Annotated in this window: 16 protein-coding genes; 10 read left to right on the forward strand and 6 right to left on the reverse strand. The window is 63.4% G+C overall.

The features are described from left to right. Positions 1–32 precede the first annotated feature (32 nt). The 5 genes from groL to NTA49_RS06345 all read left to right on the forward strand — a co-directional run bounded on the left by groL (position 33) and on the right by NTA49_RS06345 (position 5,104). Positions 33–1,682, forward strand: coding sequence for a chaperonin GroEL (gene groL, locus NTA49_RS06325; protein ID WP_258293827.1), 1,650 nt, complete (start codon positions 33–35; stop codon positions 1,680–1,682). A 91-nt stretch (positions 1,683–1,773) separates the two neighbouring features. Further along, on the forward strand, positions 1,774–2,265 hold the full coding sequence (locus NTA49_RS06330) for a GNAT family N-acetyltransferase (RefSeq protein ID WP_258293828.1): 492 nt from the start codon (positions 1,774–1,776) through the stop codon (positions 2,263–2,265). A gap of 4 nt (positions 2,266–2,269) precedes the next feature. Next, on the forward strand, positions 2,270–3,118 hold the full coding sequence (locus NTA49_RS06335; protein ID WP_258293829.1) for a DMT family transporter: 849 nt from the start codon (positions 2,270–2,272) through the stop codon (positions 3,116–3,118). 68 nt (positions 3,119–3,186) lie between these two features. Beyond that, positions 3,187–3,978, forward strand: a complete 792-nt coding sequence (locus NTA49_RS06340) for an esterase/lipase family protein (RefSeq protein WP_258293830.1) — start codon at positions 3,187–3,189, stop codon at positions 3,976–3,978. Beyond that, complete coding sequence (locus NTA49_RS06345) at positions 3,965–5,104, forward strand: alpha-D-ribose 1-methylphosphonate 5-triphosphate diphosphatase (protein ID WP_258293831.1); 1,140 nt, start codon at positions 3,965–3,967, stop codon at positions 5,102–5,104. The genes NTA49_RS06340 and NTA49_RS06345 overlap by 14 nt, the downstream gene beginning before the upstream one ends. Positions 5,105–5,107: 3 nt before the next feature. Here the strand turns inward: NTA49_RS06345 and NTA49_RS06350 are convergent, their stop codons facing one another. The 3 genes from NTA49_RS06350 to NTA49_RS06360 all read right to left on the reverse strand — a co-directional run bounded on the left by NTA49_RS06350 (position 5,108) and on the right by NTA49_RS06360 (position 6,953). Next, positions 5,108–6,175 (reverse strand): 5-(carboxyamino)imidazole ribonucleotide synthase, encoded by a 1,068-nt coding sequence (locus NTA49_RS06350; RefSeq protein ID WP_258293832.1) that lies wholly within the window; start codon positions 6,173–6,175, stop codon positions 5,108–5,110. After that, complete coding sequence (purE, locus tag NTA49_RS06355) at positions 6,168–6,662, reverse strand: 5-(carboxyamino)imidazole ribonucleotide mutase (RefSeq protein ID WP_258293833.1); 495 nt, start codon at positions 6,660–6,662, stop codon at positions 6,168–6,170. Before purE ends, NTA49_RS06350 begins: the two co-directional genes overlap by 8 nt. Before the next feature lie 66 nt (positions 6,663–6,728). Continuing rightward, the gene (locus NTA49_RS06360) at positions 6,729–6,953 is read right to left on the reverse strand and encodes a YdcH family protein (protein WP_258293834.1); all 225 of its coding nucleotides are present in this window, start codon (positions 6,951–6,953) and stop codon (positions 6,729–6,731) included. A gap of 242 nt (positions 6,954–7,195) precedes the next feature. Between NTA49_RS06360 and NTA49_RS06365 the strand changes: the two genes are divergently transcribed. The 4 genes from NTA49_RS06365 (at position 7,196) to NTA49_RS06380 (ending at position 9,724) form a co-directional block, all read left to right on the forward strand. After that, on the forward strand, positions 7,196–7,609 hold the full coding sequence (locus NTA49_RS06365; RefSeq protein ID WP_258293835.1) for an Hsp20 family protein: 414 nt from the start codon (positions 7,196–7,198) through the stop codon (positions 7,607–7,609). 5 nt (positions 7,610–7,614) lie between these two features. Next, positions 7,615–7,836: a DUF1150 domain-containing protein gene (locus tag NTA49_RS06370; RefSeq protein WP_258293836.1), complete on the forward strand. Its 222-nt coding sequence runs from the start codon at positions 7,615–7,617 to the stop codon at positions 7,834–7,836. Between the two features lie 174 nt (positions 7,837–8,010). Further along, a complete protein-coding gene (locus NTA49_RS06375; protein ID WP_258293837.1) occupies positions 8,011–8,886 on the forward strand; it encodes a PhzF family phenazine biosynthesis protein in 876 nt (291 codons plus the stop codon). Next, positions 8,879–9,724 (forward strand): hypothetical protein, encoded by an 846-nt coding sequence (locus tag NTA49_RS06380; RefSeq protein ID WP_258293838.1) that lies wholly within the window; start codon positions 8,879–8,881, stop codon positions 9,722–9,724. Before NTA49_RS06375 ends, NTA49_RS06380 begins: the two co-directional genes overlap by 8 nt. Before the next feature lie 71 nt (positions 9,725–9,795). Here the strand turns inward: NTA49_RS06380 and NTA49_RS06385 are convergent, their stop codons facing one another. From NTA49_RS06385 to trxB, 3 genes are all read right to left on the reverse strand, one after another. After that, positions 9,796–11,514 (reverse strand): bifunctional sulfate adenylyltransferase/adenylylsulfate kinase, encoded by a 1,719-nt coding sequence (locus tag NTA49_RS06385; RefSeq protein WP_261368171.1) that lies wholly within the window; start codon positions 11,512–11,514, stop codon positions 9,796–9,798. Between the two features lie 215 nt (positions 11,515–11,729). Beyond that, positions 11,730–13,409, reverse strand: a complete 1,680-nt coding sequence (locus NTA49_RS06390; RefSeq protein WP_258293840.1) for an adenylate/guanylate cyclase domain-containing protein — start codon at positions 13,407–13,409, stop codon at positions 11,730–11,732. Positions 13,410–13,529: 120 nt separating this feature from the next. Continuing rightward, positions 13,530–14,537 (reverse strand): thioredoxin-disulfide reductase, encoded by a 1,008-nt coding sequence (gene trxB, locus NTA49_RS06395; RefSeq protein WP_258293841.1) that lies wholly within the window; start codon positions 14,535–14,537, stop codon positions 13,530–13,532. A 246-nt stretch (positions 14,538–14,783) separates the two neighbouring features. Here trxB and NTA49_RS06400 point away from each other — a divergent pair, with 246 nt between their 5' ends. Then, positions 14,784–15,284, forward strand: coding sequence for an Lrp/AsnC family transcriptional regulator (locus NTA49_RS06400; protein ID WP_258293842.1), 501 nt, complete (start codon positions 14,784–14,786; stop codon positions 15,282–15,284). Positions 15,285–15,301: the final 17 nt, after the last annotated feature.

The following is a 15,301-nucleotide window of genomic DNA, read 5'->3' on the forward strand; positions in this document are numbered from 1 at the left end:
CTTGATCAACTCATTCTCAAAGGAGAAAAATCATGGCTGCTAAGGACGTCAAATTCGACAGCGAAGCCCGGAATAAAATCCTGAAAGGTGTCAACATTCTTGCTGACGCCGTCAAGGTTACACTCGGCCCCAAAGGCCGTAACGTTGTTCTGGACAAATCCTTTGGCGCACCGCGCATCACCAAGGACGGTGTGTCGGTTGCCAAGGAAATCGAACTGGAAGACAAGTTCGAGAACATGGGCGCACAAATGGTCAAGGAAGTCGCTTCCCGGACCAACGACGAAGCAGGCGACGGTACAACAACCGCGACTGTTCTGGCTCAGGCCATCGTCAAGGAAGGCATGAAATCGGTTGCCGCCGGCATGAACCCAATGGACCTGAAGCGCGGCATCGACATGGCGACAGCCAAGGTCGTTGAAGCGATCCGCAAGGCCGCACGTGACGTGACCGACAGCGACGAAGTTGCCCAGGTCGGCACCATCTCGGCGAACGGCGAGTCGGAAATCGGCCGTCAGATCGCGGATGCGATGCAAAAAGTCGGCAACGAAGGCGTGATCACCGTCGAAGAGAACAAGGGTCTGGAAACAGAAACTGTTGTCGTCGAAGGCATGCAGTTCGACCGTGGCTACCTGAGCCCCTATTTCGTCACCAACGCCGACAAGATGACCGTCGAGCTGGAAGACGCGATCATCCTGCTGCACGAGAAGAAACTGTCGAGCCTGCAGCCGATGGTTCCGCTGCTCGAGCAAGTGATCCAGTCGCAAAAACCGCTGCTGATCATCTCGGAAGACGTCGAAGGCGAAGCGCTGGCGACACTGGTTGTCAACAAACTGCGCGGCGGCCTGAAAATTGCTGCTGTGAAAGCACCCGGTTTCGGCGATCGCCGCAAAGCGATGCTGCAAGACCTTGCGATCCTGACCGGCGGTCAAGTCATCTCGGAAGATCTGGGCATGAAGCTTGAGTCTGTCACCATGGACATGCTGGGTTCGGCCAAGAAGGTCACCATCACCAAGGACGAGACCACCATCGTCGATGGCGCTGGTCAGAAGGCCGAGATCGAGGCACGTGTTGCCCAGATCCGCAACCAGATCGAAGAAACCACATCCGATTACGACCGTGAAAAGCTGCAAGAGCGCGTTGCCAAACTGGCAGGCGGTGTTGCCGTGATCCGCGTCGGCGGCATGTCGGAAATCGAAGTGAAAGAGCGCAAAGACCGCGTTGACGATGCTCTGAACGCGACACGTGCCGCTGTTCAGGAAGGTATCGTCGTCGGTGGCGGTGTTGCTCTGGTTCAGGCCGGCAAAGTGCTGGAAGGTCTGGAAGGCGCGAACAACGACCAGAACGTCGGCATCAGCATCGTGCGCAAGGCTGTGGAAGCACCGCTGCGTCAGATTGCTGAAAACGCAGGCGTCGACGGCGCGGTTGTCGCGGGCAAGATCCGTGAAAGCAGCGACCTGACATTCGGCTTCAACGCGCAGACCGAAGAATATGGCGACATGTTCAAGTTCGGCGTGATCGACCCCGCCAAAGTGGTGCGCACCGCACTGCAGGACGCGGCATCGGTTGCAGCTCTGCTGATCACCACCGAAGCCATGGTTGCCGACAAGCCGTCGAAAGACAACGGCGGCGGTGGCGGCATGCCCGACATGGGTGGCATGGGCGGCATGGGCGGCATGATGTAATCTGCCGTTCCTCACCGAACGCTTTGATCTATAAGAAGGGGCTGCCTGCGGGCGGCCCCTTTTTTATTCGCCACGCAGGAGTGCCAAACCCATGATGATCGGACCGGATTTCTCGCGCGAATTGCGCCGGGGCGAAGAAGATGAGGTCGACGCCCTGCTGCGAGCCGCTTTCGATGGCACGGGCGAGGCGGATCTGGTGAAGGCGCTGCGCAAGGATGGCGCGATTGCGGGCGAAAGCGTGGCCACATGGGACGGTCGCATCGCGGGCTATTACGCGCTGTCGCATATGGTGGCACCCAAGGGCTGGCTGTGCCTGGCGCCTGTCGCTGTCGCGCCTGACCGCCAGCGCAGCGGCTTGGGGCGGCGGATGATGGGTGTGCTGGCCGAATGGGCGCGTCTGAGCCAAACCTGTGTCGTGGTGCTGGGGCAGGTCGAGTTCTACGAAAAGGCCGGGTTTTCGCAGGCACGGGCGCAGGGCCTGACGTCGCCCTATTCATTGGAGCACATGATGATCGCGGGGCCGGGGGCGGATGTGCCAAAGGTGGCGCTTAAATATCCAAAAGCCTTTGCGAAACTGGGCTGATCCAATGAAGCTGCCCCTTCTGACCGCGCTGACGATGGTGGCCTTTGCCGCCAATTCCGTACTGAACCGTGCCGCTGTCGGCAGCGGCAGCATTGATCCCGCCAGCTTTGCGCTGATCCGGGTGATTTCGGGTGTGGTGATCCTGTGCGTGGTGCTGGCTGTGCGGGGCACGCCATTGCCGCTGCTCCGCCGTGCACGGGTGCCGGGGGCCCTGTCACTCGCGGTCTATATGGCGGGGTTTTCGCTGTCTTACGTGGTGCTGGACGCAGGGCTGGGCGCGCTGATCCTGTTTGGGGTGGTGCAGATCACCATGTTCGGTTGGGGGGCCGCACGCGGCTCTGCACCCACGCGCAGGCAGATGGCGGGGGCAGGCACCGCCTTTGCCGGATTGATGCTGGTGCTGTGGCCTGGACCGGGCAGCCAGACCGATCCACTTGGTGCCTTGCTGATGGTGGCGGCGGGGCTGGGCTGGGCCATTTACACGATTTCGGGTAGATCTGAGCCTGACCCGCTGCCAGCGACGGCGGCGAATTTCGTGTTGTGCCTGCCGGTGCTGGCGGTGTTTCTTGTCAATCCGGACATGTTCGCGCGCCCCTTTGGCATCGCACTGGCGGTGGTGTCGGGAGCGGTGACCTCGGGACTGGGCTATGCGCTGTGGTACGCGGTGCTGCCGCGTCTGGCGCAGGCGACGGCGGCGGTGGTGCAATTGAGCGTGCCGATCATCGCGATCATCGCGGGCGCTGTTTTGCTGGGCGAGCCGATCAGCGCGCTGATGGTGGTCGCCGCAGCACTGGTGTTGGGCGGCATCGCATGGGCCGTCACCGCGCCCAGGCACGCAAAGCCCGGCACATAGGCGGGTTTCCGTCAGCTATTCCGCGTTCACCATTTCATCTGCTGCGCCAAGGCACTATCTGACACCCCATGAGAGTCCTGATGTTGATCCTGTCGCTTCTGGCGATGCTGGCCGCGCCCGTGCGCGCCGATTGCGTGATCCTGTTGCACGGGCTTGCGCGGACTGAAACGTCCTTTGCCCTGATGGAGGCGGCGCTGGAAGCCGATGGGTTTCAGGTGGTCCGCCCCGGTTATCCCTCGACCGAAGCGCGTGTCGGGCCGCTGGCCGAGAGGGCGATGCCCGCAGCCTTGGCCGAATGCGGCGATCAGCGGGTCGATATCGTGACCCACTCGATGGGCGGCATCTTGGTGCGCGAATGGCTGCGCGATCACGATGTGCCGCAACTGGGGCGCGTCGTGATGCTGGCGCCGCCCAACCAGGGCAGCGAAGTGGTCGACAAGCTGGGTGATCTTGCGGCCTTCGACTGGCTGAACGGACCTGCGGGCATGCAGATGGGCACCGGACCCGACAGCCTGCCGCGCAGCCTGCCGCCGGTGGATTTTCCGCTGGGCGTGATTGCTGGCAGCCAGTCGCTGAACGCCTATTTCTCGACGTTGCTGCCGGGGCCGGACGACGGCAAGGTCAGCGTGGCCTCGACCCGCGTCGAAGGCATGACCGCGCATATCGTGCTGCCGGTGACGCACACGTTCATCATGAACAACCCGCGCGTGATTTCGCAGACGCTGCATTTCCTGCGCACGGGCACCTTCGAGAAAGACCTGACATGGCTTGATGCCGTGCTGGAACAACTGGACTGCCCCGGCGGCGACTGCGTGGCGCGCGGCGGGTTTTGGGGATCGTCTCGCAATGCTGACAATTGATATCACCGGCGCGGACGTGCTGGGAGACTGTGGCTTTCACCGCGACGGGCTGAGCCTGAGCGGCGGCCTAATTGCAGATGCGCCCGTAGGGCGCACCGTCGATCTGACCGGGTTTCGCGTGTTGCCGGGGATCGTCGATGTGCACGGCGACGGGTTCGAGCGGCATCTGGCCCCGCGGCGCGGCGCGATGAAACAGATGGCCGAGGGGCTGATCGCCGCCGAGGCGGAGTTGGCCGCCAACGGCATCACCACCGGCATTCTGGCGCAGTTCGTCAGCTGGGAGGGCGGCCTGCGCGGTATGGACTTTGCCGATCAGGTCTTTGCCGCGATCCGCGATACCGCAGGCGGGCTGGTGACGGACCTGCGCCCGCAACTGCGGTTCGAGACGCATCTGCTGGATGATTACGCCGGACTGCCCGACAAGATCGCGGAATGGGGCGTGAACTACGTGGTTTTCAATGACCATCTGCCGCACGCGCGTCTGGCCGAGGGACGCAAGCCGCCGCGGCTGGTGGGGCAGGCGCTGAAAGCGCAGCGCAATCCAGAGGTGCATTTCCAGATGCTACTGGACCTGCACGCGCGCCGCGCCGAGGTTCCAGCGGCGCTCGACACACTTTGCGCCAGACTGGCGGAGATGGGCGTGCAAATGGGCAGCCATGATGATCAGTCCGCCGAGGCCCGCGCGGCGTGGCGTGCGCGCGGGGTGAAAGTGTCGGAGTTTCCCGAAACGCTGGAGGCGGCAGAGGCCGCATGTGCGGCGGGCGATGTGGTGATCCTCGGCGCGCCCAATCTGGTGCGCGGCGGATCGCACAAGGGCAATGTGTCGGCGCTGGACGTGGTGTCGATGGGCATGGCCGATGCGGTGGCGTCGGATTACCACTATCCCAGCCCGCGCCGCGCAGCGCTGATGCTGGCGCGGTCGGGGGTGATGGATTTTGTTGCCGCCTGGGCGCTGGTGTCCGCAGGGCCCGCGCGGGCGCTGGGACTTGATGATCGCGGCGCATTACGGCCCGGCAAACGCGCCGATCTGGTGGTGCTGGACGCTGCCGACCGCGTCGCCATGACCGTGGTTGCTGGGCGGGTCAGCTATCTGTCGGGCGACATCGCGGCACGTCTGGTTGCCTGAACCTCAGCGGATGATGCGGTTGACGTGGCCCATCTTGCGGCCCGGTTTCACCTCGGCCTTGCCATAGAGATGCAGCGCCGTGTCGCGGGTCGCGGCCAGTTCGGGCACACGGTCCATGTCGTCGCCGATCAGGTTTTCCATCACCACGTCGCTGTGCCGCTGCCCGTCGCCCAAGGGCCAGCCCGCAACCGCGCGGATGTGCTGTTCGAACTGGTCCACGGCACAGCCGTTCTGGGTCCAGTGGCCTGAATTGTGCACACGCGGCGCGATCTCGTTGACGATCAGCCCCGATGGCGTCACGAACAGCTCGACCCCCATCACACCGACATAATCCAGCGCGTTCAGAATGCGCGCGGCCAGCAGCACCGCATCGGTGCGCAGGCTTGCGGAGAGGCGGGCGGGGACGGTGGTGGTGTGCAGGATGCCAGCCCGGTGGACGTTTTCGCCCGGATCGTAGCAGGCTACATCGCCCGACGCACTGCGCGTGGCGATCACCGACACCTCTATCGAAAAATCCACGAACCCTTCCAGCAGCGCAGGCGCGCCCGCCATGTCTGCGATGGCTTGGGCGGCGTCTTCGGGCGAGGTCAGCCGCGCCTGTCCCTTGCCGTCATAGCCGAAACGGCGGGTCTTCAGGATTGACGGCGTGCCGATGGTGTCCAGTGCGGCGGTCAGTGCGGCGGCATCGGGAATGTCGGCATAAGGTGCCGTTTGCAGGCCCAGACCGGTCAGGAAATTCTTTTCGGTCAGGCGGTCCTGACTGATGCGCAGCGCCTCGCGGTTGGGGTGGATCGGCGTGATCGCCTCGAGAATGTCGAGCGCTTCGGTGGGGATGTTTTCGAACTCATAGGTGATGACATCGACCGACTGCGCGAATGCGGTCAGCGCAGCGACATCGTCGTAGGCCGCCGTGGTGCAGGCATGGGCCACATCGGCGGCGGGCGGGTTGGCGCCGGGCTCGAAGATGTGGGTCCTGAACCCCAGACGGGCGGCGGCGACCGACAGCATGCGACCCAACTGGCCGCCACCGAGAATGCCGATTGTGGCGCCTGTGGGCAAAGGATCAGTCATCGCTGGGTTCTTCCGGGATAGAGGCCGACAGATCGGCGCGCCACTGGTCCAGCCTTGCGGCCAGTGCTGGGTCGTTCAGCGCAAGGATACCCGCCGCCATCAGCCCTGCGTTCGCAGCGCCCGCCGCACCGATGGCCATGGTCGCCACGGGAAAGCCGCGCGGCATCTGCAGGATGGAATAGAGCGAATCGACACCCGAGAGCGCCTTGGTCAGGACCGGCACGCCGATCACCGGCACGCGGGTTTTGGACGCCATCATGCCGGGCAGATGCGCGGCACCGCCGGCACCGGCGATGATCACCTGCAATCCGCGATCCACGGCAGTCTTGCCATAGTCCCACAGCCGGTCGGGCGTGCGGTGTGCGGACACGATGCGCGTTTCATACACGATGCCCAGATCATCCAGCATCTGCGCCGCTTCTCGCATGGTGGGCCAATCGGACTGGCTGCCCATGATAATCCCGACTTGGGGGGAGTGGTCCGTCATCCTGTGGCCTCGCGCAATTGCAGTTCGGTCTGCGACTTATACGGGCCTGATCCGGCGGGGCAAGGCTCAGGCGATGATGTCGGGTGTCAGACGGTCCTCGAGCGTGGCAATCAGGTCCTTGAGACGCAGTTTACGCTTTTTCAGCCGTTGCAGTGTCAGCGGGTCGGACGTGCCGCGCTCGTTCATGGCGGCAATCGCCTCGTCCAGATCGCGATGTTCGCGCCGGAACACTTCCAACTCGACGCGCAGCACGTCGTCGTTCTTCATCGAAAGGTCTGAGGGCGCATTCATGAACGTTGATTCTCGCGGGCTGAGGAACTTCATACATAGGCGAGGACGGCCTCTGCGCATAGAGTTTGTAGGCGTGGATGGGCGGCACGAGTGCGATAATTGCGATGCTTTTTTGACAAAGCGGCGTGCTCTTGAAGGGTCCACCTCTTGTCTGGGGGCGGAATTCTTCCCATATTCCAGTCAAGCGGTTGCCATCAGGGGCCGTAAATGACTGTCGCTTGATCTGATAAGGACGTGTCGCAATGACGAAAATGACTCTTGGCTCGCACCCGCATATGTTGGGGTTCGAGCAGTTGGAACGCCTGCTGGAACGCACGGCGAAATCCGGCAACGAAGGCTATCCGCCTTTCAACATCGAACAGACTTCCGATTTTTCCTATCGCATCACGCTTGCGGTGGCCGGTTTTGCCGAGGACGATCTGCAAATCACCGTCGAGGACCGCACGCTGGTGATCCGTGGACGCCAGACCGATGATGGCGACGGGCGCGTGTTTTTGCATCGCGGCATCGCTGCGCGGCAATTTCAACGGACCTTTGTGCTGGCTGACAGCGTTGAGGTTGGAGAGGCGATTATCGAAAACGGGCTGCTGCATGTCGATCTGACACGGGCCAAACCTGAAACAGTCGTTCAGACCATCAGCATTCGGAAAGGGTAACCCACATGGAAACGCCATTTGATTCAGAACCCAAAAGCAACATCGTCTATGTGAAAACCATCGACGTGAGCGATCTGCCCCGGGATGTGCAGGAACAGGCCGAGGGGCTGGACCAGCTTTATGCCGTGCACGACGCCCAAGGCACGCAGATTGCATTGGTCGCGGACCGCAAGATGGCCTTTGTGCTGGCGCGGCAAAACGACCTGGCACCGCAAGCGGTGCATTGAACGACGCGGCTGTCGGCTCCCTATGGGGCTGGCAGCCTTCGACTTCGAGATGCGCGAGATCGTGCACTTGACGCACGTAAGCGTCTTTCTGACACTCCTCCACAAGACTAAGATGCGATTTGAGGCAGCGTTCCGGCGCTGTCGCAAGCACACCACGATCTTGGCAGGGGCGATATGACTTACGATTTTGACTGGGTGGACGCGTTCACCGACCGCGCGTTTGGCGGCAACGGTTGCGCGGTTGTGCATCAGGGCGCGGACCTGAGCGACGAGACCTGCATGGCCTACGTGCGCGAGACATCCTTGGTGGAGTGCACGTTCACCGGGCCATCGGACGTGGCCGACGTGCGCGTGCGCTACTACCTGGCCAGCCGAGAGATCCCCTTTGCGGGTCATCCCACGATTGCGACGGTGGCGGCGATGCGGTCGCGTGGGTTGATCGAAGACGGGTCGCTGGTGCTGGAAACCGGCGCGGGGCCGGTGCCCGTGACCGTGCAGGGCAGCCGCGTGACGATGACGCAAGTGGCGCCAGAGTTCGGCGCGCTGGTCGATCCGGCGTTGGTTTCAGCGGTTGGCAACCTGACGGCAGATGACATCATCAGCCCGCCGCAACTGGTCAGCACCGGCCTGCCGTTCGTGATTGCCGTCCTGAAGGATCGCACCGCGCTGGAGCGGGTGCGGCTGAACCCCAAGGCGCTGACCGATCTGGCCGTCTCGCTGGGCGCAGGCACCGATATGATGGAGCCGTTCTGGTGCACGCTGGACGGTTTCACCGAAGCGGGCGACACCGCCGCGCGGCTGTTACTTGCCCCGCCCAGTCCGCCCGAGGACCCGTTCACAGGGTCCGCGACGGGTGCGATGGCGGCGTACCTGTGGGCGCATGGGTTGATTGACACGCCTGACTTCACCGCCGAACAGGGACACGGCATGGGCCGTCCCGGTCAGGCGCAGGTGCGTGTTCTGGGGCCGCGTGACGCCATCACCGGCGTCGAGGTTGCGGGCGACGGGTTCGTGCTGATGTCGGGCACTGTGAACCTGCCACATGACTGAGCGCGCAATTGCCGTTCTGCCCTATGGCAACGGCATCGGCAGACGCGTGGCCGATCTGCCGCTGAACATGCTGCACTGGCCCGTGGGCCGCCCCACACGGCTGAGCAGTGGCACGGTGGCGGACCTGAGCGCGCAGGATCACCTGCTGGTCTATCCCAAGACGTCGATGCACCTGCGCCCCTTTGGCGTGGCCGCACAGGTCAGTGTGATGGTGGTAGAGCCGCGCGCGATCCATGAGTGCCACCTGCGGATCTTGCGTTGGACGCATCGGCGCTATCACCGGATATTCACTCATGACCCCACGCTGTTGCGCAGCGCGCCGAATGCGCGGTTTCTGACGGCTGCGCGCACATGGGTGCCCGACTGGGACGGGCTGGACCTGACCAAGACCGCCGATGTGTCGCTGATCGCCTCGAACCGGCGCGATCTGGAAGGCCACAAGCTGCGTCACGAAGTGGCCGAAGCCACGACGGGCGTGGCGCTGATGGGACGCGGCTATGCGCCGTTCGAACACAAGCACGAAGGGCTGGCGCCGTTTCGGTTTTCGGTGGTGATCGAGAACATGCGTGCGGGAGGGTACTTCAGCGAACAGCTGGTCGATGCGCTGCTGTGTGAAACGGTGCCGATCTACTGGGGCGCGCCGAACGTGGCCGAGTATTTTGACACCGATGCGATGATCGTGTGCACCAGCAGGGGCGAAATTCTGGACGCCATCGCCCGCGCCGACGCTGATCTTTACGACGCCATGCGCCCTGCGTTGCTGCGCGCCAAGGCGCAGGCGGTGGGCTATTCGGATTATGAACAGGCCGCAGCGCGGATGCTGCGCGACGGGGTCTGATCGCAGTTGCTGGCCCACACAAAAAGGCCCCGCCGGTGACGGCGGAGCCTTCGTGCCGGATCAGACGCGCCTTATTCGGCGGCGATCAGGCCCATGCTTTCGAGCTTCAGCAGAACCTGGTGGGCGCAGTTGTCCACTTCGATATTCTCGGTCTGGAGGCGGATTTCGGGATCTTCGGGCACATCGTAAGGGTCGGAGATGCCGGTGAATTCCTTGATCTTGCCTTCGCGCGCCAGTTTATACAGGCCCTTGCGGTCACGGCGTTCGCATTCCTCGATCGTGGTGGCGACGTGCACCTCGACGAAGGCACCAAAGGATTCGATGTCTTCGCGCACGGCACGGCGGGTGGTCGCATAGGGCGCGATGGGTGCGCAGATGGCGATGCCGCCGTTCTTGGTGATCTCGGACGCGACATAGCCGATGCGGCGGATGTTAAGATCGCGGTGCTCTTTTGAGAAACCCAGCTCGGAGCTGAGGTTCTTGCGCACCAGATCACCGTCCAGCAGCGTCACGGGGCGGCCGCCCATTTCCATCAGCTTGACCATCAGCGCGTTGGCAATCGTGGATTTGCCCGAGCCGGAAAAGCCGGTGAAGAACACGGTAAAGCCCTGCTTGGAGCGCGGCGGCTTGGTGCGGCGCAACTCCTTGACCACTTCGGGGAAGGAGAACCATTCGGGGATTTCCAGCCCTTCCTGCAGACGGCGGCGCAGTTCGGTGCCCGAGATGTTCAGAATGGTCACGGCATCCTTGTCTTCGATCTCGTCCATGGCTTCGTATTGGGCGCGTTCCTGCACCCAGACCATGTGTTTGAAATCGACCATTTCGATGCCCATTTCTTCCTGATGCGTGCGGAACAGGTCCTGTGCGTCATAGGGGCCATAGAAATCCTCGCCCTTGGAATTCGAGCCGGGGCCTGCGTGGTCGCGGCCGACGATGAAGTGCGTGCAGCCGTGGTTCTTGCGGATCAGACCGTGCCACACGGCCTCGCGGGGGCCCGCCATCCGCATGGCAAGGTTCAAGAGCGACATGGACGTGGTGGCCGCCGGATATTTGTCCAGAACCGCCTCGTAGCAGCGCACGCGGGTAAAGTGATCGACGTCGCCCGGTTTGGTCAGGCCGACCACAGGGTGGATCAGCAGGTTGGCCTGCGCTTCGCGCGCGGCGCGGAACGTCAGTTCCTGGTGGGCGCGGTGCAGCGGGTTGCGGGTCTGGAAGGCCACGACCTTGCGCCAGCCCATCTTGCGGAAATAGCTGCGCAACTCGTTGGGCGTGTCGCGGCGGGCCCGGAAATCATAGTGGACGGGCTGCTGGATGCCGGTGATCGGACCGCCCAGATAGATCTTGCCTGCCTGATTGTGCAGGTAGTTCACGGCAGGGTGCTTGTCGTCGTCGGCGCCAAAGACCTTTTCGGCCTCGCGTGCCTTGTTCGGCTCCCAGCGGTCGGTGACGGTCATGGTCGCGAGAATCACGCCTTCCTGATCGCGCAGGGCGATGTCCTGGCCGATTTCCAGCTTTTCGGCAAAGGCTTCGCCGACGTCGAGCGTGATCGGCATCGGCCACAGGCTGCCATCGGCGAGGCGCATGTTCTCGACGACACCGTTGTAGTCTTCCTCGCCGAGGAAGCCCTTGAGCGGGTTAAATCCGCCGTTCATCAGCAATTCCAGATCGCAGATCTGGCGCGCCGTCAGGTCGTGGCTGACCAGCTGGGCCGCCTCGTGCTTGAGCTTTTGGGCGGAATCATAGGAAACGTAGAGTTCGGGAATGGGGGCGAGATTATTCGGCATCGGCATGAAGATTACTTTCGTTCAACGGGTGGAAATGACCCTGGGGGTGCGCTTGGATTGCGCAATAGCGGGCTGGTCGGGAGGCGTCCAGATAGAGTTCGTGCATGAGATCGGGTATGACGCAAATTCGGCACAAGTTCCCCTTTTGCGCGGCTTTTTTGGGTCATTTTGCCCAAAATTGACGTTTTTCGAGATCGCTGCAAACCGGGAATGCGTGGGCGTCATGGCTGTTCGCTGATGGGGCCAGTCAGCTGGGGTGCATCGGCGGCTCTGGGGACGGGCAGGGCGTCGATGGGTTCTTCGACGCCGCGCAGATCGAGTGCGACCAGCCCCTCGGGGCGCGCGATGCCTGCGGCGTCCAGCACGGCGGCGCTGATCAGAAGTTCGACCTGCATCGCCTTGGTCTGCGCCTCCAGCCTGCTGGCCGCATTGACCGCATCCCCGATCAGGGTGCGCGGTGCGTGGCCTGCGGCCCCGATTTCGCCCAGCACGACGTTGCCCAGATGCAGCCCGATGCCGATACCCACGGGCGGCGCGCCTTCGGCCTCGAGGCCTGCGTTGAACGCATCGAGCGCGCGCCCGATGCCTGCGGCGGCACTCAGGCCCGCCTGCGCCGAGGAGGCGGTGTCGCGCGTCTCGAACAGGGCAAGGAAACCGTCGCCCAGATATTTGTCGATCTTGCCGCCCGATGCTGTCACCGCAGGCACCACCGCGTCGAAGAACCGGTTCAGGAGGAACACCACGTCGTAAGGCAACTGCCCTGCGGTGCGCGCGGTAAAGCCGCGCATGTCCAGAAACAGGATGGCCAGCGGGCGCTCCTGACCCTGGCTGGCAGGGCCGCGCGACAATTGCCCGCCGCTAGCAAAGACCCGGTGCACCGTCATCGGCTGGTCGGGTCTGAGCTGACAGGCCAGACGCGTGCCCGGAGCGGCGCCGACGGCTTGCAGGCTGCGCGCTTCGGCCTCCGAGGGTTGTGGCAGATCATGGGCGTTCCCCTCGATCTTCACGCGGCAGGTGGTGCAGCGCCCCTTGCCACCGCAAAGAGACGTGTGGGGCACACCGGCCTCGCGCGACATCTCTAGCAGGGTCTGGCCCAGACGCGCGGTGATCGTGGGCCCGTCGGTATAGGTGATCCGCACGCTGGTACGCCTTGCGTTCAGGCGCAGGGCAAGGTGGGCGGTCAGCGCCGTGCCCAGCACCGCGACGAACCCCCAGTAGAGCATCGCGTCGGTGCGGATCAGCCCGGCGAATGCCTCCGGGCCGGGAAAGTTGTAGGCGTCGAGCATGTCGAGCCGCGTGTCCTCGTCCTGCGCTGCCAGATGCAGGCGGCGGCTTTCGGTGACGAACCCGGAGAGTGCAAAGGCCGGGACCAGCACGGCCAGCCCGGTCAGAAGATGCGTGTTGCGCCGCCACCACGTTCGCCCGCGCAGCCACAGGTGCAGGCCGATACAGCCGTGCACCCAGACGATCAGCAGCAGCACGGTCTGGGTCAGCGCCGATGTGCTGCCCCAGATCAGGTACATGAGGTATCCCATCTGATCATCGACGCCATAAACTTCGTGGGCGATGCGGGTGTAGGTGATGTGCGTCAGCAGCAGCAGGGGGATGGCAAAGCCGAAGGTGTATTGCACCGCCTCTGCACGGGCCATCCGCAGGCTGCGCCGCTCGATCAGGCGCATCAGCGCAAGACCCGCGTGCAGGATCAGGGCCGCATAGAGCAGCACCTCGCCCAGCGGGTTGCGGGTGACGGTCTGGCGCAGGTCTTGGCCCGCCTCGAGCCAGTCGGGGGAGAAGAGCCCAAGCCCGATGTTCAGAAAGTGCAGTAAGGCATAGAGCATCAGCGCCAGCCCGCTGGCGATGCGGGCGCGGGTCGCCCAGTTGCCGCGCCAGAGGTCGGACATGCACTGCTCCTTGATCTGGCGCAGAGTGGCCCGAGGGGGTGCCTGCGGTCAACGGGGGAAGGGGGCCAGCCCCCCGGCCTCTGGCCTCCCCCCGAAGTTTACCTGGCAAGATGAAGGGGGTCAGGCCCCTTCGGTGACTTCCGCGCCATAGCCGAGCGGGAGCGAAGTGTCTTTTTCCACATCCGTATCGGTGTTTTCCGCCAGCCAGCGTTCGGCCTCGAGCGCGGCCATGCAGCCCATGCCTGCGGAGGTCACCGCTTGGCGGTACTTGTGGTCCGTCAGGTCACCCGCAGCAAAGACGCCGGGGATCGAGGTTTCGGTGCTGTCGGGTTTGGTCACGACATACCCGCCCATGTGGGTTTCAAGCACATCCTTGACCAACTCGTTTGAGGGCGCGTGGCCGATGGCGACGAACACGCCCTTGGCGGGGATATCGCTGACTTCGCCAGTGTTCACATTCTTGACCTTGACACCTTCGACGCCCAGCGGGCTGTCAGCGCCGTAGACCTCTTCCAGCTGGTGGAACCAGAGGGTTTCGATCTTGGGGTTTTTCATCAACCGGTCCTGCAGGATCTTTTCGGCGCGCAATTCGTCGCGGCGGTGGATCAGCGTGACCTTGGAGGCGAAGTTGGTCAGGAACAGCGCTTCTTCCACGGCGGTGTTGCCGCCGCCGATCACCACGATTTCCTGACCGCGATAGAAGAACCCGTCGCAGGTGGCGCAGGCCGAGACGCCGAAGCCCTTGAACTTTTCTTCCGACGGCATGCCGAGCCACTTGGCGCGCGCGCCCGTGGCCAGGATGATCGCATCGGCCACATAGACCGTGCCGCTGTCGGATTGCGCCACAAAGGGACGTTTCGAGAAATCGACCGACGAGATGATGTCGCCGATGACCTCGCAGCCCATCGCCTTGGCGTGCGCTTCCATGCGGACCATCAGGTCGGGCCCTTGCACTTCGGTGTCGCCGGGCCAGTTTTCAACCTCGGTCGTGGTGGTCAGCTGGCCGCCGGGTTCGATGCCCTGGACCAGAATGGGTTCCAGCATGGCGCGGCTGGCGTAGATGCCTGCGGTATAGCCTGCGGGGCCCGATCCGATGATCAGTACCTTGGTCTTGCGTGTCTCGCCCATGATGATCCCCTTCAGGTAGGTCTGTCGGCACGCCCGTCGGTCAGGGCGCGTCGGTGAATGGCGCAGTGTTCGATTGCCTTGATATAGACATCTGCGCTTGGTGATTGAACCCCGCAATTGCAGGGCCGATATGCAGCGCTAACAGGGGCTGATTGGTGGCTTCAGTGCAAGATTCTTGCGTTGGTGCGAAACAATATTGCGCACGACGCGGGCGGTGCTATAAGAACCGCAAAATCCGGGGGCGAAATGGCGAATACGCGGCTTGATCCAATTGATCGCAAGATTCTCGCAGAACTACAGGCAGACGGGCGCATGACCAACGTGGAGTTGGCCAAGCGCGTGGGCATCTCCGCGCCGCCCTGCCTGCGCCGTGTGCGCACGCTGGAGGAATCGGGATATATCCGCGGCTTCCATGCGGATGTGGACGCGCATGTGCTGGGCTTTGAGGTGCAGGTGTTCGCCATGGTCGGTCTGGCCAGCCAGGCGGAAAGCGATCTGAGTGTCTTTGAGGACCGCTGCCGCGCCTGGCCGCTGGTGCGCGAGTGCCACATGCTGAACGGCGAGGTCGACTTTATTCTCAAATGCGTGGCACCGGATCTGTCGAGCTTTCAGAGCTTTCTGACCGGCCAGCTGCTGTCCACGCCGAATGTCGCCAGCGTCAAGACATCGCTGGTGATCCGTCAGGCCAAGGACGAGGCGGGCGTGCCCTTCGACGTTCTGGAAGAGCGGTTGAAAAAGACTGCCTGATATCTGCGCGACCCGCG

The sequence above is a fragment of the Pseudosulfitobacter koreensis genome, assembly GCF_024733015.1.
Classification (GTDB): domain Bacteria; phylum Pseudomonadota; class Alphaproteobacteria; order Rhodobacterales; family Rhodobacteraceae; genus Pseudosulfitobacter; species Pseudosulfitobacter koreensis.

Coding starts and splice junctions, on each gene's coding strand:
- groL (WP_258293827.1), top strand. CDS start 33: ATGGCTGCTAAGGACGTCAAATTCGACAGCGAAGCCCGGAATAAAATC.
- NTA49_RS06330 (WP_258293828.1), top strand. CDS start 1,774: ATGATGATCGGACCGGATTTCTCGCGCGAATTGCGCCGGGGCGAAGAA.
- NTA49_RS06335 (WP_258293829.1), top strand. CDS start 2,270: ATGAAGCTGCCCCTTCTGACCGCGCTGACGATGGTGGCCTTTGCCGCC.
- NTA49_RS06340 (WP_258293830.1), top strand. CDS start 3,187: ATGAGAGTCCTGATGTTGATCCTGTCGCTTCTGGCGATGCTGGCCGCG.
- NTA49_RS06345 (WP_258293831.1), top strand. CDS start 3,965: ATGCTGACAATTGATATCACCGGCGCGGACGTGCTGGGAGACTGTGGC.
- NTA49_RS06350 (WP_258293832.1), bottom strand. CDS start 6,175: ATGACTGATCCTTTGCCCACAGGCGCCACAATCGGCATTCTCGGTGGC.
- purE (WP_258293833.1), bottom strand. CDS start 6,662: ATGACGGACCACTCCCCCCAAGTCGGGATTATCATGGGCAGCCAGTCC.
- NTA49_RS06360 (WP_258293834.1), bottom strand. CDS start 6,953: ATGAATGCGCCCTCAGACCTTTCGATGAAGAACGACGACGTGCTGCGC.
- NTA49_RS06365 (WP_258293835.1), top strand. CDS start 7,196: ATGACGAAAATGACTCTTGGCTCGCACCCGCATATGTTGGGGTTCGAG.
- NTA49_RS06370 (WP_258293836.1), top strand. CDS start 7,615: ATGGAAACGCCATTTGATTCAGAACCCAAAAGCAACATCGTCTATGTG.
- NTA49_RS06375 (WP_258293837.1), top strand. CDS start 8,011: ATGACTTACGATTTTGACTGGGTGGACGCGTTCACCGACCGCGCGTTT.
- NTA49_RS06380 (WP_258293838.1), top strand. CDS start 8,879: ATGACTGAGCGCGCAATTGCCGTTCTGCCCTATGGCAACGGCATCGGC.
- NTA49_RS06385 (WP_261368171.1), bottom strand. CDS start 11,514: ATGCCGATGCCGAATAATCTCGCCCCCATTCCCGAACTCTACGTTTCC.
- NTA49_RS06390 (WP_258293840.1), bottom strand. CDS start 13,409: ATGTCCGACCTCTGGCGCGGCAACTGGGCGACCCGCGCCCGCATCGCC.
- trxB (WP_258293841.1), bottom strand. CDS start 14,537: ATGGGCGAGACACGCAAGACCAAGGTACTGATCATCGGATCGGGCCCC.
- NTA49_RS06400 (WP_258293842.1), top strand. CDS start 14,784: ATGGCGAATACGCGGCTTGATCCAATTGATCGCAAGATTCTCGCAGAA.